The organism is Acinetobacter sp. TGL-Y2 (assembly GCF_001612555.1).
Classification (GTDB): Bacteria; Pseudomonadota; Gammaproteobacteria; order Pseudomonadales; family Moraxellaceae; genus Acinetobacter.
On the sequence record NZ_CP015110.1, the window covers coordinates 1,947,452 to 1,969,504 of the forward strand.

Annotated in this window: 21 protein-coding genes and 1 pseudogene; 11 read left to right on the forward strand and 11 right to left on the reverse strand. The window is 40.2% G+C overall.

Annotated elements, in window-relative coordinates:
* Positions 1-146 precede the first annotated feature (146 nt).
* The 4 genes and pseudogenes from AMD27_RS09280 to eutC all read left to right on the forward strand — a co-directional run bounded on the left by AMD27_RS09280 (position 147) and on the right by eutC (position 5,620).
* A complete protein-coding gene (locus tag AMD27_RS09280) occupies positions 147-1,658 on the forward strand; it encodes an aldehyde dehydrogenase family protein (protein WP_067659418.1) in 1,512 nt (503 codons plus the stop codon).
* Between the two features lie 272 nt (positions 1,659-1,930).
* A pseudogene (eat, locus tag AMD27_RS09285) lies at positions 1,931-3,378 on the forward strand (ethanolamine permease).
* Positions 3,379-3,412: 34 nt separating this feature from the next.
* Entirely contained in the window at positions 3,413-4,795 is a 1,383-nt protein-coding gene (locus AMD27_RS09290; RefSeq protein WP_067659421.1) for an ethanolamine ammonia-lyase subunit EutB, read from the forward strand.
* A 9-nt stretch (positions 4,796-4,804) separates the two neighbouring features.
* Positions 4,805-5,620, forward strand: a complete 816-nt coding sequence (gene eutC / locus AMD27_RS09295; RefSeq protein ID WP_067659424.1) for an ethanolamine ammonia-lyase subunit EutC — start codon at positions 4,805-4,807, stop codon at positions 5,618-5,620.
* 141 nt (positions 5,621-5,761) lie between these two features.
* Here the strand turns inward: eutC and AMD27_RS09300 are convergent, their stop codons facing one another.
* From AMD27_RS09300 to AMD27_RS09310, 3 genes are all read right to left on the reverse strand, one after another.
* Complete coding sequence (locus tag AMD27_RS09300; RefSeq protein WP_067659427.1) at positions 5,762-6,814, reverse strand: NAD(P)-dependent alcohol dehydrogenase; 1,053 nt, start codon at positions 6,812-6,814, stop codon at positions 5,762-5,764.
* 189 nt (positions 6,815-7,003) lie between these two features.
* Entirely contained in the window at positions 7,004-7,597 is a 594-nt protein-coding gene (locus AMD27_RS09305; RefSeq protein WP_067659429.1) for a 2-hydroxychromene-2-carboxylate isomerase, read from the reverse strand.
* A gap of 253 nt (positions 7,598-7,850) precedes the next feature.
* Positions 7,851-8,603 (reverse strand): SDR family oxidoreductase, encoded by a 753-nt coding sequence (locus tag AMD27_RS09310; RefSeq protein WP_067659432.1) that lies wholly within the window; start codon positions 8,601-8,603, stop codon positions 7,851-7,853.
* A 235-nt stretch (positions 8,604-8,838) separates the two neighbouring features.
* Here AMD27_RS09310 and AMD27_RS09315 point away from each other — a divergent pair, with 235 nt between their 5' ends.
* Entirely contained in the window at positions 8,839-9,555 is a 717-nt protein-coding gene (locus AMD27_RS09315; RefSeq protein ID WP_067659435.1) for a glutamine amidotransferase, read from the forward strand.
* A gap of 62 nt (positions 9,556-9,617) precedes the next feature.
* Complete coding sequence (locus AMD27_RS09320; RefSeq protein ID WP_067659438.1) at positions 9,618-10,241, forward strand: LysE family transporter; 624 nt, start codon at positions 9,618-9,620, stop codon at positions 10,239-10,241.
* A 126-nt stretch (positions 10,242-10,367) separates the two neighbouring features.
* Here AMD27_RS09320 and AMD27_RS09325 read toward each other — a convergent pair whose 3' ends face one another.
* Both AMD27_RS09325 and AMD27_RS09330 read right to left on the reverse strand, forming a co-directional pair.
* A complete protein-coding gene (locus AMD27_RS09325; RefSeq protein WP_067659442.1) occupies positions 10,368-10,976 on the reverse strand; it encodes a YceI family protein in 609 nt (202 codons plus the stop codon).
* 118 nt (positions 10,977-11,094) lie between these two features.
* Positions 11,095-11,541 (reverse strand): GNAT family N-acetyltransferase, encoded by a 447-nt coding sequence (locus tag AMD27_RS09330; RefSeq protein WP_067659445.1) that lies wholly within the window; start codon positions 11,539-11,541, stop codon positions 11,095-11,097.
* Positions 11,542-11,783: 242 nt separating this feature from the next.
* Here AMD27_RS09330 and AMD27_RS18150 point away from each other — a divergent pair, with 242 nt between their 5' ends.
* Positions 11,784-12,053, forward strand: a complete 270-nt coding sequence (locus AMD27_RS18150; protein WP_228140650.1) for a hypothetical protein — start codon at positions 11,784-11,786, stop codon at positions 12,051-12,053.
* Positions 12,054-12,354: 301 nt separating this feature from the next.
* Here the strand turns inward: AMD27_RS18150 and AMD27_RS09340 are convergent, their stop codons facing one another.
* From AMD27_RS09340 to AMD27_RS09350, 3 genes are all read right to left on the reverse strand, one after another.
* Complete coding sequence (locus AMD27_RS09340; RefSeq protein WP_067659448.1) at positions 12,355-12,570, reverse strand: hypothetical protein; 216 nt, start codon at positions 12,568-12,570, stop codon at positions 12,355-12,357.
* 169 nt (positions 12,571-12,739) lie between these two features.
* Positions 12,740-14,728 (reverse strand): transketolase, encoded by a 1,989-nt coding sequence (gene tkt / locus AMD27_RS09345; RefSeq protein WP_067659451.1) that lies wholly within the window; start codon positions 14,726-14,728, stop codon positions 12,740-12,742.
* Positions 14,729-14,915: 187 nt separating this feature from the next.
* Positions 14,916-15,599, reverse strand: a complete 684-nt coding sequence (locus AMD27_RS09350; protein ID WP_081405959.1) for a GGDEF domain-containing protein — start codon at positions 15,597-15,599, stop codon at positions 14,916-14,918.
* An 892-nt stretch (positions 15,600-16,491) separates the two neighbouring features.
* Here AMD27_RS09350 and metK point away from each other — a divergent pair.
* A complete protein-coding gene (metK, locus tag AMD27_RS09360; protein WP_067662935.1) occupies positions 16,492-17,658 on the forward strand; it encodes a methionine adenosyltransferase in 1,167 nt (388 codons plus the stop codon).
* Between the two features lie 181 nt (positions 17,659-17,839).
* Here the strand turns inward: metK and AMD27_RS09365 are convergent, their stop codons facing one another.
* Positions 17,840-18,085: a hypothetical protein gene (locus AMD27_RS09365; RefSeq protein ID WP_067659460.1), complete on the reverse strand. Its 246-nt coding sequence runs from the start codon at positions 18,083-18,085 to the stop codon at positions 17,840-17,842.
* Positions 18,086-18,401: 316 nt separating this feature from the next.
* Between AMD27_RS09365 and AMD27_RS09370 the strand changes: the two genes are divergently transcribed.
* On the forward strand, positions 18,402-18,611 hold the full coding sequence (locus tag AMD27_RS09370; protein ID WP_067659463.1) for a hypothetical protein: 210 nt from the start codon (positions 18,402-18,404) through the stop codon (positions 18,609-18,611).
* A gap of 18 nt (positions 18,612-18,629) precedes the next feature.
* Here AMD27_RS09370 and AMD27_RS09375 read toward each other — a convergent pair whose 3' ends face one another.
* Both AMD27_RS09375 and AMD27_RS09380 read right to left on the reverse strand, forming a co-directional pair.
* On the reverse strand, positions 18,630-19,268 hold the full coding sequence (locus AMD27_RS09375; protein WP_067659466.1) for a LysE family transporter: 639 nt from the start codon (positions 19,266-19,268) through the stop codon (positions 18,630-18,632).
* Positions 19,269-19,405: 137 nt separating this feature from the next.
* Positions 19,406-19,993: an FxsA family protein gene (locus AMD27_RS09380; RefSeq protein WP_067659470.1), complete on the reverse strand. Its 588-nt coding sequence runs from the start codon at positions 19,991-19,993 to the stop codon at positions 19,406-19,408.
* A gap of 122 nt (positions 19,994-20,115) precedes the next feature.
* Between AMD27_RS09380 and ruvC the strand changes: the two genes are divergently transcribed.
* The gene (gene ruvC / locus AMD27_RS09385; RefSeq protein ID WP_067659473.1) at positions 20,116-20,661 is read left to right on the forward strand and encodes a crossover junction endodeoxyribonuclease RuvC; all 546 of its coding nucleotides are present in this window, start codon (positions 20,116-20,118) and stop codon (positions 20,659-20,661) included.
* Positions 20,662-20,786: 125 nt separating this feature from the next.
* Complete coding sequence (locus tag AMD27_RS09390) at positions 20,787-22,037, forward strand: WG repeat-containing protein (RefSeq protein ID WP_067659476.1); 1,251 nt, start codon at positions 20,787-20,789, stop codon at positions 22,035-22,037.
* Positions 22,038-22,053 lie beyond the last annotated feature (16 nt).

The window sequence follows — 22,053 nt, forward strand, 5'->3', positions numbered from 1 at the left end:
ATTCATCGCTCCAACCTTTTACCAACCTTTAAGATTTATGCTCACCTATAGACGCTCTTTTTAGCGGTATTTTATTCAGGATTCATTGTTACAGGTTTCATTTTAACTACTTCACTTCATATCCAACAAAATAAAGGGAAATTATTATGCGTTATGTCGATCCAAACCAACCGGGTTCAAAAGTTCAATTTAAAGCTCAATACGAAAATTTTATTGGTGGACAATGGGTTCCACCTTTAAAAGGTGAATATTTTGATAATATTTCACCTGTAGATGGTAAGGTTTTTACCAAAATCCCACGCTCATCTGCTGAGGATATCGAACTTGCGCTCGATGCTGCCCACAAAGCCAAAGAGGCTTGGGGTAAATCATCGACCACCACACGTGCCAATATTTTACTCAAAATTGCAGATCGTCTAGAGGAAAATTTAGAGCTGATTGCTGTTGCAGAGACATGGGACAACGGTAAGCCTGTCCGTGAAACTTTAGCAGCAGACATTCCACTGACGATTGATCATTTCCGTTATTTTGCCGGATGTATTCGTGCGCAAGAAGGCGGTATTTCTGAAATAGACGATGATACGATTGCTTACCATTTCCATGAGCCGCTGGGAGTTGTGGGTCAAATTATTCCATGGAACTTCCCCATTTTAATGGCGGCGTGGAAACTAGCGCCTGCTCTTGCTGCTGGTAACTGTATCGTTTTGAAACCTGCTGAACAAACCCCTGCCAGTATTTTAGTATTGGTTGAGCTGATTCAAGATTTATTGCCTGCCGGTGTACTCAATATTGTCAATGGTTACGGCGTTGAAGTGGGACGTCCACTGGCGACGAATCCACGTATTTCTAAAATTGCATTTACCGGTTCAACGGCGGTCGGTCAACAAATTATGCAATATGCCACTGAAAATATTATTCCTGTGACCTTAGAACTCGGTGGTAAATCTCCAAACGTCTTCTTTGAAGACATCATGGATAAAGATGATGAGTTTTTAGATAAAGCCTTAGAAGGTTTTGCCATGTTCGCCTTAAACCAAGGTGAAATTTGCACTTGCCCTTCGCGCGCATTGGTTCAAGAAAGTATTGCAGATCGCTTTTTAGAAATGGCGATAGAGCGTGTTAAGCGGATCAAAACTGGTCATCCACTGGATACAGAGACCATGATCGGCGCTCAAGCATCGCAAGAACAGCAAGATAAAATTTTAGGCTGTATTGCTACAGGTCGTGCTGAAGGTGCACAGATTTTAACTGGTGGTGAAGAGCGTCATGAAGTGGGTGCAGGTTTCTATATTGAGCCGACCATCTTCAAAGGCACCAATGATATGAAAACCTTCCAAGAAGAGATTTTTGGACCTGTGCTTGCTGTTGCAACATTCAAAGACTTTGATGATGCGATCAAGATTGCCAATGACACTATTTATGGCTTAGGCGCAGGGGTTTGGTCACGTTCAGCGCATACTTCTTACAGAGCAGGTCGTGCGATTCAGGCCGGTCGAGTTTGGACCAATTGCTACCATATCTACCCTGCGCATGCGGCATTTGGTGGTTATAAAAAATCAGGCATTGGTCGTGAAAACCATAAAATGATGCTCGATCATTATCAACAGACCAAAAACTTGTTGGTGAGTTACTCAACCAAAGCCATGGGCTTCTTCTAAAGCTCTGGTGAATAGTACTTAAATTGAGTTAAAAAATAAGCACTGTTAAAAACAGATCATTCGGATGACATATGTCGCCCGAGTGCCCACTGCTTAAAGCAACCTAACCTCGTATAAATGTAAATATTCCCAATAAAAACAACATTAATAGGTTTCACACTTTAACAGTCACACGGACGTATGACCTGTGCTTGGTATTGAATTTGCATTCATATCTCTTATTGCACAAATCAAACATTGCATATCGCAATATAAAAATGATGGAGCTCAACATGACTGATTCAAATGGCGGCAATAATTCAACACCCTTATCGTCTTCCGCCCAAACACATGCTCAGCAAGAATATTTTGAAAAAAGACAACTCAAGCAAGGTGCAGTCGGCTGGTTACTGTTGGTCGGACTAGGGGTTGCCTACGTCATTTCAGGTGACTTTGCAGGCTGGAACTTCGGCTTAGCGCAAGGGGGCTGGGGCGGTATGTTTGTAGCCACCGTTGTGGTTGCGATTATGTACTTGTGTATGTGTTTATCCATGTCTGAAATGGCCACGATGCTTCCCACAGCAGGCGGTGGATATAGTTTGCCCGTACAGCTTTTGGCCCTCTGGGCGGTTATCTGACAGGTACAGCCATTCTGATTGAATACGCGATTGCACCCGCTGCGATTGCTTGTTTTATCGGGGCATATTGTGAAAGCTTATTTGGCATAGGCGGCTGGAAAATTTATCTGGTCTGCTACTTGGTATTTATGGGCATCCATTTAAAAGGTGCTGGCGAAGCCCTTAAAATCATGTTTGTGATCACGGCGATCGCAGCGGTTGCCCTGTTTGTATTTATCATTGCCATGATTCCACATTTTAACAGTGCGAACTTATTTGATATTGCGGTGACTGATAAAACAGGCGCAAGCTCATTTTTACCTTTCGGTTATATGGGCATTTGGGCTGCTGTTCCTTATGCCATTTGGTTTTTTCTAGCCGTTGAAGGTGTACCTCTGGCAGCTGAAGAAGCCAAAGACCCGACCAAATCTGTACCCCGTGGCCTGATTGGTGCGATGCTCATTTTGGCGACTTTTGCCCTACTGATTTTAATCTTAGGCGTGGGTGCAGCAGGTGCGGACTTACTCAAAGACTCTGGCGCACCCTTGGTCGATGCTTTGGTTGCTGTCTATGGTCAAAATACATGGTTATCAAGTTTCGTAAACTTCGTTGGCTTGGCGGGTCTAATCGCGAGTTTCTTCTCGATCATTTATGCCTATTCACGCCAAATCTTTGCTCTGTCACGTGCCGGATATTTACCGACCTCTTTGTCACTGACCAATCAAAATAAAGCCCCGTATTTGGCCATTATCATTCCTGGCATTATCGGTTTCTTACTCTCACTCACGGGTGAAGGTGATCTTCTGATTTTGATGGCCGTATTTGGCGCCACTATTTCTTATGTGTTGATGATGCTATCTCATATCAAACTCCGTTTAAGCCGTCCTGAAATGCCTCGTCCTTACAAAACCCCGGGCGGCATAGTCACTTCAAGCATCGCACTGGTGCTGGCGATGATTGCGGTAATTGCAGGTTTCGTCGTGAATCCTAAGGTGTGGTTTATGGCTGCCGGTATCTACGTATTATTCATTGCCTACTTCATTTTCTATAGTCGCCACCAGTTGGTGAAAGGCACACCAGAAGAAGAGTTTGAAAATATCCGTAAAGCCGAACAGGAGCTTTAAAACGTGAAGCTTCAAAGAAAAAAGGACTTTAAATATGAGCTATAAAACCATCATTGCGCAAGAGCAATACGTTTTTGCAGATTTGAAAACCCTCATGGCTAAAGCTACCCCGCTCCGTTCAGGTGATGAACTGGCTGGCATCGCAGCAACAAATGCCACGGAGCATGTTGCTGCTCAAATGGCATTGGCCGATGTTCCCCTTAAAAATTTCTTAAATGAAGTTTTGGTGGACTATGACAGTGATGAAGTCACTCGCTTAATTATTGATGAGCATCGGGCAGACTTATTTGCACCGATTTCCCATTTTACCGTGGGTGATTTTAGGAATTGGTTGTTGAGCGCAGATGCAACAACTGAAAAACTGCACAAACTGGCGATGGGCCTAACCCCAGAAATGGTGGCTGCGGTCAGTAAAATCATGCGTAATCAAGACTTGATACTGGTGGCAAGTAAATGTGAAGTGGTCACTAAATTTCGCAATACCATTGGACTCAAAGGTCATCTTTCAACACGCTTACAGCCGAACCATCCCACTGATGACATGCTCGGCATTTCTGCCAGTATTTTAGATGGGCTGATGTATGGCAATGGTGATGCCGTGATCGGCATTAACCCTGCGACAGATAATCTGCAAAATTTATCTGAACTGTTAAAGCTCATGGATCATGTGATTCAAAGTCACGATATTCCGACTCAGTCCTGTGTATTAACGCATATTAGTTCGGGCATTCAATTGGCTGAGAAAAATGTACCGATTGACCTGATGTTTCAGTCTATTGCAGGAACACAACTGGCGAATGAAGGTTTTGGGATTTCTCTAGAACTGTTACAAGAGGGATACGATGCTACGCTCGCCTTAAAACGTGGCACAGTGGGGCAAAATGTCATGTATTTTGAAACGGGTCAAGGTAGCGCATTGTCCAGCAATGCCCACCACGGCGTCGATCAACAAACCATCGAAGCCCGCGCCTATGCGGTTGCCCGAAAATACAAACCGTTACTGGTGAATACTGTGGTCGGCTTTATCGGGCCTGAATACCTTTATGACGGAAAACAGATTATTCGTGCAGGTTTAGAAGACCATTTTTGTGGAAAGTTGCTCGGTTTACCGATGGGCTGTGACATTTGTTATACCAACCACGCGGATGCCGATCAGAACGATATGGATGTGTTACTGACCCTCTTTGGCACAGCAGGGCTAAATTTCATCATGGGTATTCCAGGGTCAGATGATGTCATGCTGAACTATCAAACCACTTCTTTTCATGATGCCTTGTATTTGCGTCAACTTTTAGGTTTAAAACCTGCACCCGAATTTGATACTTGGCTGGCTGAACAAGGGATTTTTAAACAGCAGAACAACCAAATTCAATGGGCAGATGCTATGCCTACGCAATTTTCGAAACTGTTGGCTTAGGAGCGCATCATGAATCTTACCCCCAATGATCCCTATTCAAATGACACCCATCTTAATCCATGGGAAAAACTGAAACAATTTACCGATGCTCGGATTGCGATTGGACGTGCGGGCTGTAGTATTCCCACCACAGCCATGTTGGAATTTCAATTGGCACATGCGCAAGCACGTGATGCAGTGTATCAAGTACTCGATACCGATAGTTTGCAAGACAAATTAAATGCACTTGGTTTAGGCAGTCTCGTCATTCAAAGCCAAGCGAAAGACAAACAAGAATATTTGAAACGTCCTGATTATGGTCGTCTGCTCAGCGATGAATCAAAACAACATCTGATGCAGTTTAAGCAAAATAATAACGCCACTTATGATGTATGCATCGTGGTGGGAGATGGACTCTCGGCACTGGCGATTGAAGAAAATGCTCTAGCTTTAATCCAGTCTTTGCAATCCCAGCTAGAACATGAACAATGGACACTCGCCCCAATTGTTTTGGCTACAGGCAGTCGTGTGGCTTTAGGAGATGAAGTTGCAGAGATTTTCAAAGCCAAAATGCTGGTGATGCTGATTGGTGAACGTCCAGGTTTAAGCTCACCTGACAGTATGGGGATTTACTATACATGGCAGGCAAAATCCGGTTACTTAGATTCAAAGCGCAACTGTATTTCAAATGTGCGCCCTGCTGGTTTAAGCATTCCCATAGCGACCCAACGCTTGATCTGTCTAATGCGTCAGTCGAAAAAGCTCGGCTACTCGGGGGTAAATTTGAAAGATGAGCATGAAGTTGAAAGTATTGATTCAAATGCTACACAAAAACGATTGTTTTAAATCATCCTAGGTTCATCTGAGACTGGTATTTATACCCATTTTTTAATCTTGATCTTGTTTTTAAACGTCTATTCTTTTATATAAAAAAGCCAATGTTGATTGAGTCAGCATTGGGCTTTTCTAATCTAAATCATAGATGAATCATTCATCTTTAAGCGACTTTAAATCAATCACGAAACGATATTTGACATCACTTTTTAACATGCGCTCATAAGCATCATTGATGTTTTGCATATCAATCATTTCGACGTCAGACACAATATTGTGCTCACCACAGAAATTGAGTAATTCTTGCGTTTCTTGAATACCACCAATCAATGAACCTGCAATAGACTTACGCCCCATAATCATCGGGACAGAATTGGCACTAATTTGACCTAGATACCCCACTAAAACCAAAGTACCACTTAGAGCAAGCGTTGGAATATACGGTTTTAAATCATGATCATAAGGAACAGTATCAATAATCAAATCAAACTGATTACGCGCCGCTTTCATCTGTTTTTCATCAGTTGACAGTACGATATGATTTGCGCCCAACACTTTAGCATCAGCCTCTTTACTGGCAGAACGCGTAAATAAAGTTACTTCAGCACCTAACGCATGGGCAAGTTTGATCGCCATATGGCCCAAGCCGCCTAAACCCACCACCGCTACTTTAGACTGAGGACCAACTTTCCAATGACGTAGTGGTGACCATGTGGTAATCCCTGCACACAACAGCGGAGCAACGGCTTGAGTATCTAAGTTCTCAGGTACTTTAAGGACAAAAGCCTCACTGCAAATAATGGTTTGTGAATAGCCACCATAAGTCACGCTTTTATCATGACGATCTAGACTGTTATAAGTGCCTGTATTGCCCTGCTCACAGTATTGTTCCAAACCTTCATGACAGGCAGAACAAGTACGGCATGAATCAACCATACAGCCAATGCCGACCAAATCACCCACTTTAAATTTAGTTACAGCACTACCAATACTTTTCACACGGCCAACCACTTCATGACCAGGCACGATTGGATATTGACTCCCGCCCCAGTCATTACGTGCTTGGTGCAAATCTGAATGGCATACACCGCAGTATTCGATATCAATAATGACATCGTCCGCTCGCGCTTTGCGCTGTTCAAATTTAAAGGGCACCAAAGGGCTTTTTGAATCAAGTGCGGCATAAGCCAAAATTTGTTGTGTCATGGGAGTGTTCCTTATGTACTGATATATTATGTACTGATATGTGTTGAAATGAATATGTGCTAACAATCTTAAAAGAACGTTATAAAATAGATCATCCTAAGACTCGTTCGACTGGTCAAATGAGCTAGGTCAATTTTATAAATTAAATCGCAACCTGAGTTCATCAGATCAAAAGTGAAGCGGCTGTGATTATTGCTCATTCAAAGCGCTTTCAACAAAATGTAAATGGTCTACGCCCCAATACATCTCATCTTTGACAAAAAAGCTCGGTGCACCAAAAACACCACGTTCAATCGCCTCATCGCTGACAAATTTAAGCTCGCTTTTGACTTTTTCATCTTCTAGCCAGAGCTTTACTTGAGCTTCATGAAGACCTAATGCTTTAGCAACTTGAATTAACTCCTCTCGATCATTTAAATTACGCGGATGACCAAACATGGCGTCGAACAGCCCTGTTAACACCTGATGAAATTGTTCAGGGGCAAACAATTTTATCGCTGTAACCAAGCGCATTAAAGGCAAAGTATTAATGGGAAAATTCGAATTCATTTTAAAGGGAATATTCCAAAGCTTTGACCAACGGCGCAAATCAATCATGGCATATTGTGCTTTGGCAGGAACCATAATAGGACTTGAGTTGCCTGTTGTTTTAAACACGGCACCTAAAAGCATCGGTTTATAAATGATTTCAGCATGATACTGCCCAGCAATTTTTTGTAGCTGCTGAAAACCGATATAGCTATAAGGGCTGCCCAAATCAAAATAAAACTCTACGATATTCATGCTGTCATTCCTGCTCTTGTTCTGCTTCATGTTTTGTTTAATATATTGTTTGCTGTTTCTTTGATTGCTCTGATCAGGGTTATAAAGCTCAATTTTATATCCACAATTTTGTTCATTCTTTTAAAAAGACGAATTTATATTTAAAGAGTTGTTTTATCTATCTAAGTAACATACATCAATGTCTTTTCTGTTTTGGTGAGCTGAAACCGTCTAGCCTCAGCGCTCAATCTATAGAAATTAAGACACACCAAAATCACCATTGTTCCATCCACGGTCTTAAATCAAGTTCATGTGTCCATGCATCTCGCGGTTGATGTGCTATATGCCAATAATTTTCAGCGATGTGTATTGGATTTAAAATTCCGTCTTGCTCTTTTTTGGCATACAGGGCTGGGAAGCTGCTTTGAATAAAGTCTGTATCAATTGCACCATCAATAACCACATGCGCCACATGAATATTCCGTGGCCCAAGCTCTCTAGCCATACTTTGTGCCAAGGCACGTAAAGCATGTTTAGCTCCTGCAAAAGCAGCAAAATAAGCCGAGCCTCGCATGCCTGCGGTTGCACCTGTGAAAATAATCGTCCCTCGCTCGCGTGTGACCATTCGCTTCGCCACTTCACGTCCTGTCAGAAATGCACTAAAACAAGCCATCTCCCAAATCTTAAAATACTTTTGTGCTGTTTCTTCTAAAATACTACAGGGTACATTGGCACCGATATTAAACACCATCACTTCAATAGTACCGATCTCAGCTTCTATTTTTTCAACCAGCGCAATGACTTGATCTTCTTTTCGTGCGTCTGACGCAAAACCAAAGGCTTGTCCGCCCGACTGCTCAATATCTTGGATTAAAGGCTGTAATTTGTCTACATTACGCCGAGTCATACAGGTGATATAACCGCCTTGAGCAAACCGTTTGGCAATTTCACCACCTGTTGCATCACCTGCTCCAATCACCAAAGCGACCTTTTTCTGTATAGTTATATCGTTTAATTCAGGTTGCATTCAGCATTCCATTTTATCGTAACTTAGTTTTAAAGATACTCGGATTGTCCGTTTAAGCAAATGAATATCTGTATCTTGCTTGTGGTTTTTTAAATCAATATCCAACTTAACCCGTGCGGTTTAACCCGAGAATACCGCCCATCATGTCATCAATAAATTTCACAAAATAGTTATTCTTTTTTAGAACTGAAGCCAGTACAGTTCACACTCTCTATTTTCATATCTGATCAACCCCATGTCTGCATTTGAGCATCTTCCTAAAACCATTTATGCCATTCAACATTTAGCTTTTGAAGACTTAGGTGCTTTAGAAGATGTATTGTACGAATTGGGTTTTCGTGTGCGTTATTTTGAAGCAGGTGTAGAGGACTTAAGTAAAGCTCTAGAATACACAGGTCTGACCATTATTTTGGGTGGCCCTATAGGTGTGTATGAAGCCGATGATTATCCTTTTTTACAACAAGAAATAGACTTACTCAAATTACGCTTAGAGAAAAACTTACCTACACTTGGTATTTGCCTCGGCGCTCAACTGATCGCACATGCGCTTGGTGCGAAAGTGTATGCAGGTCATGTGAAAGAAATCGGTTGGAGTGCTTTAGATATTCGCTACGCAAGCCAAAACTTATTAGCGCCGCTTGCCAATATTCCTGTACTACATTGGCATGGCGATACTTTTGATTTGCCTGAGCAAGCGACGCTGCTTGCCAGCTCAAAAGTGTATAGTAATCAGGCCTTTCAAATCGGCTCAAATATTTTAGCCTTACAATTTCATATTGAAGTGGCGAGTGAAAGTCTTGAAAAATGGCTCATTGGGCACAGCTGCGAACTGCATAAAGCTGCTATTCACATACCTAAACTACGTCAAGACAACCTCAGCTATGCCCCTGCTTTAGCACCAGTCGCAGCTGAAATTTTAAGTAACTTTATGCGTCAAATCATCATAAAGTAGACTTTACATCTGACTGTGACTACGCTTGAATAAGCGTAGTCTCTTCAATCCATTGAATCTATATGACCCCACTGCTGAGTATCGCCCTGATCCACTTTTTTGCTTTAATTAGTCCAGGGCCAGATTTTTTCTTTGTCACGCAAAGCGCGATTCGACAGTCGAGATCTCACGCATTATGCGCAGCGGTCGGAATTTCGTTTAGTATTTTAGTCTGGGCGGTTTGTGCAATCAGTGGTTTGCATTACTTATTTCAAAAAATGGCATGGTTGCAACAATTTTTAATGATCTTCGGTGGGCTATATTTGATCTATTTGGGCTACCAAATGTGTCAATCACTCAAGCCAAAGAATAACACCACGCCGTTAAAGCAGGTCACATATACCCCTAAATCCAGAAGTACACTACTCATTCAAGGCTTTTTGACCAATATGGCAAATCCGAAAGCCTTGGTGTATTTCAGTAGTGTGTTTGCCTTAGCCATCAATTCAGATGCACCGCTGAGCACACAAAGTTCATTACTGCTTTTAATTTGGATTGAAAGCTTGCTGTGGTTTGCTGTTGTCGCCTATATATTTTCAATTGCTCGAATCACAATGTATTATCAACGCTTGAGCAAATGGATTGATGGGATTACGGGTGGAATCTTTATTAGTTTTGGCTGTTTTTTAATTTTGAATCGAGATTAATTTTAGTTCAGACATCATTTAAATACTCGATTAAAAAAATTCGATATATAAAAAATGCGACATAAAAAAGCCCTCATGATCTTTAACGTAATCGTTAGATCTGAGGGCTTTTTTAATCTTTAAGCATTATTTTTTAGCAGCGTCTTTAGTCGTTTCCGCTGTAGGAACAGAGGCTTCAGTGGTGATATTAACCGTAATTTTATCACCCACATTCGGCACATAAGCACCTACACCAAAAGCAGAACGATCAAAAGATGTCGTTGCATTAAAACCGATGGTTTGCGCTTTAGACATTGGATGTACAGCTTGCTTGTTTAAAACTGCATCCAACACCACTGGTTTAGTGACATTTTTAATGGTCAAATCACCTGTAATTTTGTATTTGTTCTGCGCTAAAGCTTGAACTTTGGTACTTTTAAAAGTGATGTTTGGATATTTCTCAGCATCAAAAAAATCTGCTTTTAACAAATGCTCATCCAAAACTTTGACATTGGTGTTTAAGCTCGAAAGCGGAATTGTCACATTTACAGATGAATTTGCAGGTTTTGCATTATCAACGTTGATTGTCCCTTGAATATCACTAAAGTTTGCAGATGGCGTAGAGAAACCAAAGTGATTCCAGGTAAATACAGTCGCAGTATGGGTTGGGTCAATTTGGTATGCTACAGGTTTAGCAACACTGAAAGTCGCTACAGATGCTAAAGTTAAACCCAATGTTAATGTTTTTAAATTCATGATTATTTTCTCACTAAGGAATATGAACGAGTGTATACGAATTTTAATTGTGGTCAGGTCTATGTTTAAAACATTATGTTCTATCTATAGAACACTCAAGCACATCTGTGTGTTTAATTTAAAGTTTATATTGGATAAAACCAGTTTTTTTCGCCAGTTTTTCGTATAAGCTTTGTGCAACTATATTATCTTGATGCGTGAGCCAATACACACGATCACACTGTCTTACTTGGGTATAAGTATGTACATGTTCAATCAATTGACGTGCAATGCCTTGTCCACGATACGCTTCATGGGTAAATAAATCTTGTAAATAGGCATAAGGTTTTAAAGTCCAACAACTGTCATGTTCAATTACATGGACTATTCCCACTACTTTGCCATCGACCTCAGCCACGAACCCATATATATGCGCATATTGTGCTTGGCATAACTTAGTCCATGTATTGCGTGTTACATCGTCACCGATTTTAGTCTGATAAAATGCCTGATATCCCTTCCATAGATCAAGCCACGGCTTTTCATGTGATTCATTCAATGCTTGAATTGCAGTATTTGATTTCATCTTTCTACCTTTTACCAAGTCTTAAATTTATTTTTTAATTTTACCAAAAGACAATCTAGTGTTACTCGCGCTTAAATTTCAATTGTTTTCTCAATTGCTTAAGACGACAGTAAGCTACAAGCTGCTCATCTTTGTGGTGTATTGTCATACTTTTGGGAAACAGTTTCACACTATGCTCAGCAGATCTAAAGACCAAGTTTGATTAAGATGGAGGAATATAGTCAACTTAAGCTGAAACTAAAATGTCAGAATCATTAGGCGCGATCGATAAAGCACTTGAAACAAAATCACCTAAAGACGTAGTCCATGCATTTTTACTTAACACTTCAAAAGAACAGGTTGCCTATGCAGCTGAACAATTAGTTGCGATCGATGCTGACTATGTATCTTTGAGTTTTAGCAATCCTGAACTTAAAAAAATTGAGCCTTGGGCAGGAACCTCTCAAGGTCGAGAAGTCTATGTTTATACCTTTTCGAATGTGGGCATATATTGGAGTGTCGATGGTTTTTAAGTCAGTAACTTAATTTTTGATAGTGAAAATGTCGCTATTTCAGTCAGTTAACTTATACATCTGGGGTTGGAAAACGCACCTTTAGTTCACTGTATTCAATTCAAGTCATGGTTGAAAATGGTTTCATGACTTGTTTCACTTGATGGAAGACACTTATGCTTTGGCAGCTTCATTTCGCATAAGTGGAGGAGAGATTATTCAGCAATAAGCTGAAAACTTAAATTTCAACGTGTCTGAATAAAAGTAAGATCAGCCTCCTAGAAAAAATTAAAGCCCCTTTCAGGGCTTTTTTTACAACAATTTAAAGCTTCTTCACCAATACGCGGTCAACTTGCTTACGGCCAGAAGTCGTTTCGCGGTTTTGACGACGGACTTTAATAATCTTGTCTTCTTCCATATCTTTCAACAAAAGAACCACGGCGACCATGCTTTCCAAAGATAGATCTTGGCCAATCCACTTCTCTTCACCCGCATCCATTAAGGTAATTTCATCACTAATCTGGTTATACAGGCTCATATTTCCTCACTTGTAACCTTTCAAGGCCACACTAAAATTTTAATACTGAATAAATGGCGTAGACATTATACGCGTTAATTTTACATTAAAGAAGAATATCGCTCAGCATTTGAATGAACAAAAAAAGCGCCCCCAAAGGAGCGCTTTTTCGCAGGCTCAATCTAAGTGATTAAGCTGTCATCTCTTTAACCGCTGCGACAACCGCCTCAGTGGTAATACCGAAGTGTTGGTACAAATCTTTTGCAGGTGCAGACTCGCCATACGTCGTCATACCAATCACACGACCATCAAGACCCACAAACTTCCACCAGTAATCGACATGCGCCGCTTCAACAGCAACACGTGCACGAATGTTAGATGGAAGAACTGCTTCACGGTAAGCCGCATCTTGTTTCACAAATTCTTCAGCACACGGCATAGACACCACACGCACACCTTCAAGTTGTGCATACGCTTCCATAGCAAGTGACACTTCAGAACCCGTCGCAATGATGATCGCTTTCAATTCCCCTTTTTCTTCAGCCAATACATAAGCACCTTTCGCTACATCTGCAATTTGAGCATCTGTACGGGTTTGGAATGGTAGGTTTTGACGAGAGAAGATCAGTGCAGATGGACCTTCACTACGTACAAGTGCAGATTTCCAAGAAATTGCAGCTTCTACAGTGTCACATGGACGCCATGTGTTGAGGTTCGGTGTACCACGTAAAGATGCAATTTGCTCAACAGGTTGATGCGTTGGACCATCTTCACCCAAACCAATCGAGTCATGCGTATACACATGAATCACACGTTGCTTCATCAGTGCAGACATACGCACTGCATTACGTGCATATTCCATAAACATCAAGAATGTAGCCACGTAAGGTACAAAACCACCATGAAGGGCTACACCATTGGCAATGGCAGTCATACCAAACTCGCGTACGCCATAGTGTACATAGTTACCCGCTGGATTGTCTTGAACACCTTGGCAACCTTTCCAAAGTGTAAGGTTAGAACCTGCAAGATCTGCAGAGCCACCCAACATTTCTGGTAGTAGTGGACCGAACGCTTGTAAGGTGTTTTGGCTGGCTTTACGCGTTGCAATGGTTTCAGCTTTTGCATTGGTTTCAGCAATAAAAGCATCTGCTTTGGCAGCAAAATCGCTTGGCAAATCACCCGACATACGACGCTTCAGTTCAGCGGCTTCAGTTGGATATTTTGCAGCATAGGCAGCAAAAGTGTCATTCCAAGCGGCTTCAGCCTGAGTACCTTTGTCTTTCGCATTCCAAGCCGCATATACATCAGCAGGAATAACAAAAGCTTCATCGGTCCAGCCTAAAGCTGTACGTGTTAACGCAATTTCGTCATTGCCTAATGGTGCACCGTGGCAATCTTCTTTACCTTGTTTGTTGGGTGAACCCAAACCAATCACTGTTTTACAGATAATTAAAGTAGGTTTAGCCGTTTCAGCTTTTGCTTCCAAAGTTGCAGCACGTAATGCATCTGCATCATGACCATCCACTTTAAGCACTTGCCAGCCGTATGCTAAGAAACGTTGCTCTGTATCATCAGAGAACCAACCTTCTACTTCACCGTCAATTGAAATACCGTTGTCATCATAGTAAGCAACGAGTTTACCGAGGCCCAAGGTTCCTGCCAATGAACATGCTTCATGTGAAACACCTTCCATTAAGCAGCCATCACCCAAGAAACAATACGTGAAGTGATCGACCACTTGAATATCATCTTTATTGAATTGCGCAGCTAGGGTTTTTTCTGCCAAAGCAAAACCGACTGCATTGGCAATACCTTGACCCAGTGGACCCGTGGTCGTTTCAATACCCGGTGCATAACCGAGTTCTGGGTGACCTGGGGTTTTAGAGTGCAATTGACGGAAAGATTTCAAATCTTCAATCGAAAGATCATAACCTGTCAAATGTAACAATGCATAATGAAGCATTGATCCATGACCATTGGACAAGACGAAACGATCGCGGTTCGCCCATTGTGGATTGGTCGGGTTATGATTTAAAAAATCACGCCATACTACGTCGGCAATATCTGCCATCCCCATTGGAGCACCTGGATGTCCAGAATTTGCTTTTTGCACAGCATCCATTGCTAATACACGAATTGCATTGGCAATGCGACGTTCATTCAGCGGGGTTGTCATAGATCAGCGTCCGATATATAAAAAGATGGGAAAGTTGAATAGAATTCAAGAACTAGACGTATTGTCTTAAAAAAACAGCACAGCGTAAAGCCTAGGCGTGAATATTTATCTTTTCTGTGTGAGAAAAAATAAAAATCCATCCTTCTGACAAATTATACTACAGCTCAAGCATGTATTTAATGTGAATTTAGGCAAAAGTGATCTGATTGCGTCCCTTTGATTTGGCTTGATATAAAGCCAAATCTGCTTCATTGAGAATACTCAAAGCATTTTGACCACTTTCCGAACAAGCAATGCCTATACTACAGGTCACTTGAATTTCGATGCCAACACCCGCCAGATATCTAGAAGTCTCGAGTGCCTGTCTGCAACGTTCTGCGACTCTATACACTTCGTAAAAATGTGAATTGTGAATAATAATTAAAAACTCTTCACCGCCATAACGCCCTAACATATCATCAGTTCTTAAATTTTGTTTTAAAATTTGCGCTGACTGAATCAAGACTTGATCCCCGACAATATGACCATAGGTATCATTTACTCTTTTGAAATGATCTAAATCCAACAGCAAAATGGCATAGCTAGACACGGTTTGCGGATCTTGATCAAGTTTCAGCAAATGCTGGGTCAATACACGTCGATTATAAATCCCCGTTAAATCATCCTTTTGACTGAGTTCTGTAATAAAAATTTCACGCTTACGCCATTGATTTAAAATAGTACTTAAAATAAATATACCAATCAGAAAAGGTGGCACACTAAAATATAAGGTACTTGCCAACCAGAATAAGTTCTTGAAATTGGGATAGCCAATGGTTGACAAATTAAACATGGGCGCATATTGATATTCCCCTGTCACGATGCCACTCATATGGATAGCACGGAAGGTTAATAATGAGTAACCCAGTGAAAAAAGATAATCTTACGTTCAAACAGTACAATCATGAGGTATATAAAGCTCATAACATTAATAATACCTGCAACCAAAAGTCCCGATGAATACCAATCGAAGACCAACATACTGATTAAAAGCACCATGCAACCATAAGGCAAATAGTGCTGCGCTTGACTTCGCCCTCGATTGAGATAAAAACAGGCAGAATAAATACGATCATAAAAAATTCAAAAATATCGATCTTTAAATGAAACATGACTGAATCGTAATTGATGTGCTCGATAAGTTCTGCTGAGCTAAGTGTATAAACCTTCCATGTAATCCATAAGGTTTTTATAAAGATAAAAAAAACAAGCATCAAAATGCACTTATGAATAGGACTCCAGTTTAAAATGTTTGGATCACGAACAACTTTAAACCGTAGTTGCTGTAAGTTTTTTCTCATTGATATAGAGCAACCTATTCTTTTAAAGCTATTAACTTACACTTAATAATTTAATCAAAATATCTAAACAAATAACATCCTATTCTCTAATCATTACAAATCAACTATAAAATCTACCCAATGTTGTATTAATACCACAATTAATTACAAGTTGAATTTGCCAAGATAAGCTCGATCATTATATTCCTAGCGTTAAGAATAAGCCTAAAGTAGTCGAAGACTTCAAAAAGAATGTTAAAAGCTATGCGCAAAAAGTAGATTTAATTCAGCTCTTAAATGATCAACTGAGCATGCTTCAGCTCAATATCAGATAAAAAGACAACTATTTGAAATAATTTCATGATTTTTAGTCAGGTTAAGCTAGTCCAAAAGTCTAACTCGATGTACCATATTGCGTCTTTTGAATTAACTGTGATAGGACTTATGCGCGAGTACGCTGTATTTACTTCAGAATCTGTAAGCGAAGGTCATCCAGATAAAATGGCTGACCAAATCAGTGATGCTATTTTAGATGCCGTCTTAAAAGAAGATCCGTATGCGCGGGTTGCTTGTGAAACGCTTGTCAAAACAGGTGCTGTCGTTCTTGCAGGTGAAATCACAACAACTGCAAATGTAGACTTTGAAGCGATTGTTCGTCAAACCGTAAACGGTATTGGCTACCATCATTCAGACTTAGGGTTTGATGGTTCGACTTGTGCAGTCATCAATATGATTGGCAAACAGTCTCCAGAGATTGCGCAAGGTGTAGATCGTCAGAAGCCTGAAGATCAAGGTGCTGGTGACCAAGGCTTAATGTTTGGTTATGCAAGCCGTGAAACTGACGTTTTAATGCCTGCACCAATTTCATATGCGCATCGCCTCATGGAAAAACAAGCTGAATTACGTCGTAACGGTAATCTACCTTGGCTACGTCCTGATGCAAAAAGCCAAGTGACTTTTGCGTATGAAAATGGCATGCCGGTTCGTCTAGATGCTGTGGTTCTATCGACTCAACATGATCCAGATATCTCACAAGCTGACTTAAAAGAAGCGGTCATTGAAGAGATTGTAAGGAAAGTGATTCCTGCGGATATGTTCCATGCAGAGACTAAATTCCACATTAATCCAACCGGTATGTTTGTGATTGGCGGTCCTGTCGGTGACTGTGGTCTAACGGGTCGTAAAATTATTGTCGATACTTACGGCGGTATGGCGCGTCACGGTGGTGGTGCTTTCTCGGGTAAAGATCCATCGAAAGTTGACCGTTCTGCTGCATATGCGGGTCGTTATGTTGCAAAAAATATTGTTGCTGCAGGTCTTGCAGACAAATGTGAAATTCAAGTCTCTTATGCGATTGGTGTGGCTGAGCCTACGTCGATTTCAATCAACACCTTCAATACGGCAAAAGTGTCTGAAGAATTGATTATTGCTTTGGTTCGTGAACATTTCGACTTACGCCCATACGGCATTACCCGTATGTTAGACCTGATTCAGCCGATGTATAAGCAAACAGCGGCTTATGGTCACTTTGGTCGCGAAGGTTCTGATACAGCATTTACATGGGAAAAAACAGATAAAGTTGAAGCACTTAAAGCCTCTGCGGGTCTATAAAAGTTTCCATATAAAAAAGCTCACTTTGGTGAGCTTTTTTATGGCTTAATCTTTTATCTATATTATTTCAACCATTTATCAGCTTAGTATTTTTATAACTCCATATGTGATCACTTCATATTTTTATAATGAGTCAGGTCAACATTTTCAAAAAATCAAAGGTTTTAATGATCAGTATTTTCTAATGTGTGTTTTTATTGCTCTGATTGAGACTGTCTAAAAAGGATTGCTGCACAGGAACACTTTGGTGATCTTTTAAATATACATGCACCAATTTAAAGGTGATCGCTGCAATCAGACAGGCTAAAATACAAAATAACCAAAAGCCATAGGGGGTTCTGATATTTTGCGAACCACATTCATGACACGCTTTTTGATTTGATGTAACCACCTTTTCACAACACGCACAGTGATATTGATATAGCATTTTTACACTCCTTATCTGACTTTAACTATTTATTTTTATGATTATTTTAGAGTCAAACCTCACTCAAGATTAAGTTTATGTGAGACACATTCTATTTTCAACACATATGCATGAGTAATTTAGCATTTATTCACAATTTTTTTTTAAACCTCTGTATTGCATCATAATCTTTAATTTGAAGCATCTTAACAAATATGTAAGCAAATTTTATTGAAAGCTGAGCTGAAACACCCATTAAGATCATTTCAGTAAGATTCGAATGATAATCGCGGTTAATTTCAGTTAAAATAACCCGCTTCATTTTAGGAGAAAGCGTATGGTGCAGCTCATTAAAAAAGGCGGGCTAAGAGAACGTGCAAACCGCAGCCGTACTTATCAAGGCTCTGAAAACACTGAGACGACACTGAAACCCAATCGTTATCAGAACACTATGCCTTCTTTATTGGCGAGCGACAAAAATGAGACGCCGATAACCTCCCCATCTCACCCAAATGCAATACATACCGATGAATCGGATCCTGAATAATTTCTACTTTTGACAGATTCAGATTTGAACTAAAGCGTCGTACCACAACCAAAATGCAAAAATTAAAAATAGGCCCCCTGAGACGATGTCGATATAACTGCCGGATTTTTGATAAATCGCTTTTATTTTTGGCATTGACATAATCCACATAAACGCAGCGAACACCATAAAGGTTTGTAAGGGAATAATCACCGCCAATTGCATCTTTAAATAGTCCGATGCAGATGAGCTTAAAGCCAGTGAAAATACACTGCTGAAATAAATTAAGGTTTTAGGATTGGATAAATTGGTCAATAGCCCCAATAAAAAATAATTTTGTGCAGCTTCGGTTTTTAGAATCTCACCTTCAGCCAAATCTGCGCTTGAATTTAAACTGCGCATACCGCCTTGAAACATCGCCCAGCCCATTTTTGCTAAAAATAAGCCACCAACGAGCATCAGCCCTTGCTGAATCCAAGGGAATTGCTCAATCAGAACGGTAAAACCCAGTAAAGTTAAACAGACCCAAATTACAATACCCAAGGAAATTCCCAAGATAATTTTAAGAGAGTTTTCACGTGTGGTGGTGGCGGCACTTTTTGCAATCAGCAAAACATCAGGACCGGGGCTAAGCTGTGCCACAAAGTGTAGAGCACAGATGGTAAAAAGCAAAGACATATAAAATCAGGCGCGTGTTTCAAAAACCTATTATAGCGTTGACAGCGCCTGATGAACATCGAAGCGCGCATCTATGCATAACGACCATTAAAAAAAGCCGAATCAAATCATTCAGCTTTAAGCAGTACGTATAAGGATTATTTATTTACATCTTTCATTTCAATTTTTTTTGCTTCAGGTGTAATTTCACGTGCTTCGCCATCAATGATAGTCGAGTCCTGATGACGACCTGATTGTTGATTTTGCGCTTCTTGCATTTGACGCATAATGTCTGCAAACGGGTTTTGACCTTGAGCACCGCCGCTCATACCACCCATGCCACCTAGATCGCCCATCATACCACCCATCATTTTTTCCATCATGGCTTGCTGACGCTTCATCATGGTTTTCATCATCATGGCCTTAAACGCAGCTTGTACGGGTGGAATCAAAATCAAAAGCGCAATCAGATCTGTAATTAATCCCGGAATCATCAGGAATAAACCCGAAATAATTTTAGGTAAGTTGTTGGTTAAGTTCGGATCTGCGCTCATGTGACCTTGCTGCATTTGTTGCATCTGCGGCATCAGTCCTGAAGCGTGCGTACGAATCATATTCATACCGATAAAAAAGGCTGCGATAAACCAGAAGAATACATACCACATGCTTCCGACGAGATCACCTACCCCGATCCATACGAATATTTCTAATACCAAGCCGATTAAAACAATAAGAGCTAATTTCATGGGTCGTACTTTAATCTCAACAAAATAAATAGATGGCAGTAATCATGTGCTTAATCTGTATCAAGCTTTTTTCATACGCTTATGTAACAATATGGGCATTATTGTATTTTTAAAGTCTTTGCATGTCATTAATTATTGGTATCGATCCTGGTTCACGGTTAACGGGTTATGGAATCATTCAAAAGGAAGGTCAAAAATTAATATTTGTTGATGCAGGTACCATTCGCACAGAAACCCCGGACATGCCAGAACGCTTAAAGCGAATTTTTGCAGGGATTGACCGAATCGTCAAATTTCATGGTCCTACAGAGGCTGCGGTAGAACAAGTATTTATGGCAGTCAACCCAGATTCTGCGCTGAAATTAGGTCAAGCGCGAGGTGCTGCCATAGCAGCACTGACTTTTTCAGACTTACAAGTGGCTGAATATACCGCACGCCAAATTAAGCAATCTGTGGTTGGCTACGGCGCCGCAGATAAAGAACAAGTCCAAATGATGGTCATGCGCATCTTAAACTTAAGCATTAAACCGCAATCGGATGCAGCCGATGCACTCGCCGCGGCCATTTGTCATGCGCATGCCTCAGGCAGTATGTCCAAGATGGCAGTTCTGAATGCTTTGGGTGGCATGGCACGTGGGCGTAGCCGGACCAGCAGTCGAAGGAGATAGTAATCCTTCAGACTTGGCATAGATTAAACTACTGAAATCAATGAGTGAACCTGTTTAAATAAGCCATCCAAACTTGATCAATCCATTAATCCATAAAAAATTAGAATATTAAAGATTGAATATAAATGGCACATCGACTTAATGTATACACCTATAGCCATCGATCAAAAAAAATTGGCTTTCAAATTTGCGAGTGGAAATATGAGATTCCGCTGCTATTTATTCCTTTATTGAGTAATCCGCAAATCGTTGAAGATCAACTTTATTTTGATCGAAATTCGGGGATAAAAAATCTTCGATTATTCTATTTTTTTTTAGAAAAAAGTTTATGTTTAGAGCAACATGAAGATTTTCAAAAATACCGTCAAAAAGTATTTCAATATTTAACTGAACTTCCTGATGAAATGTTGGTCTTAAATGCAACTGATGTGTTCAACTTATCAAGGCAGCCTCATGAGCAACAAGCACAACAATACCTGCAACACATTAATGAGAAAAATGTTCTGATTGAAAACGCAATCTCGCTAGGCAATCTAGATCTGCTTCAGAATTTATTAGATGAATGTCATTATGATCATTGGCTGGCTGTGCTCGAACATGAAAATAACCAATATGGCTGGCGATTATTTGAAGTCGGACAATTTAATCATACTGAAGTTTATATCTATCAAGACCATCAGCATTTTGGTTTAAAAGATAAACAACAAAAAATCATTTTATATGCTACTTATGATGAAATTTGGTCATTTACACTCAATGGTCTTGCTATTGTCAAAAAAAATGACGTATTTGGTCTTATCGACACCCTAGGACAGGTTGTTGTGCAAATTGAATGGGATTGGATTAAGCACGTTGACGATCATCAGTATTTTCGCTGTGTTGTATACCGAAGTAAATATGCAAACTTAATGGATCTAAAAACAGGAGAGCTTCTATTTAATACTTGGTTTACAGAAATAACGTGTTTTTATAATGGTTATATTCAAATACAAGAAAATGAATATTTTTCAATTTTAGACCATCACTTAAATCCAGTCATTAAAAATCACCCATCTAGCTTTGAAATTTGGGATGAACATATTTTTTTTACACAATCAGATCGCAAAGCTTACAAAAACTTTTATCATTGTTCTGGAACTTATTTAGGACAATATTATCCTGAATATTTACGAAAAATTTCAGATGACTATATTTTAATTAAACCCATTAAACGTTTAGAACAATATTTTCGTCTGTTGAATATGCAGGGTGTTATTGTCTTCGACCACATACAGCGAATTCAATTAGAGGATCAGGCACAACATATTTTGATCTTCCAAAATCAAATATGGCAAGTGTACGATCTGAACGCCCATCAAATCACTCGTTCGCTTTAACTCTTTTTTTAAAAGC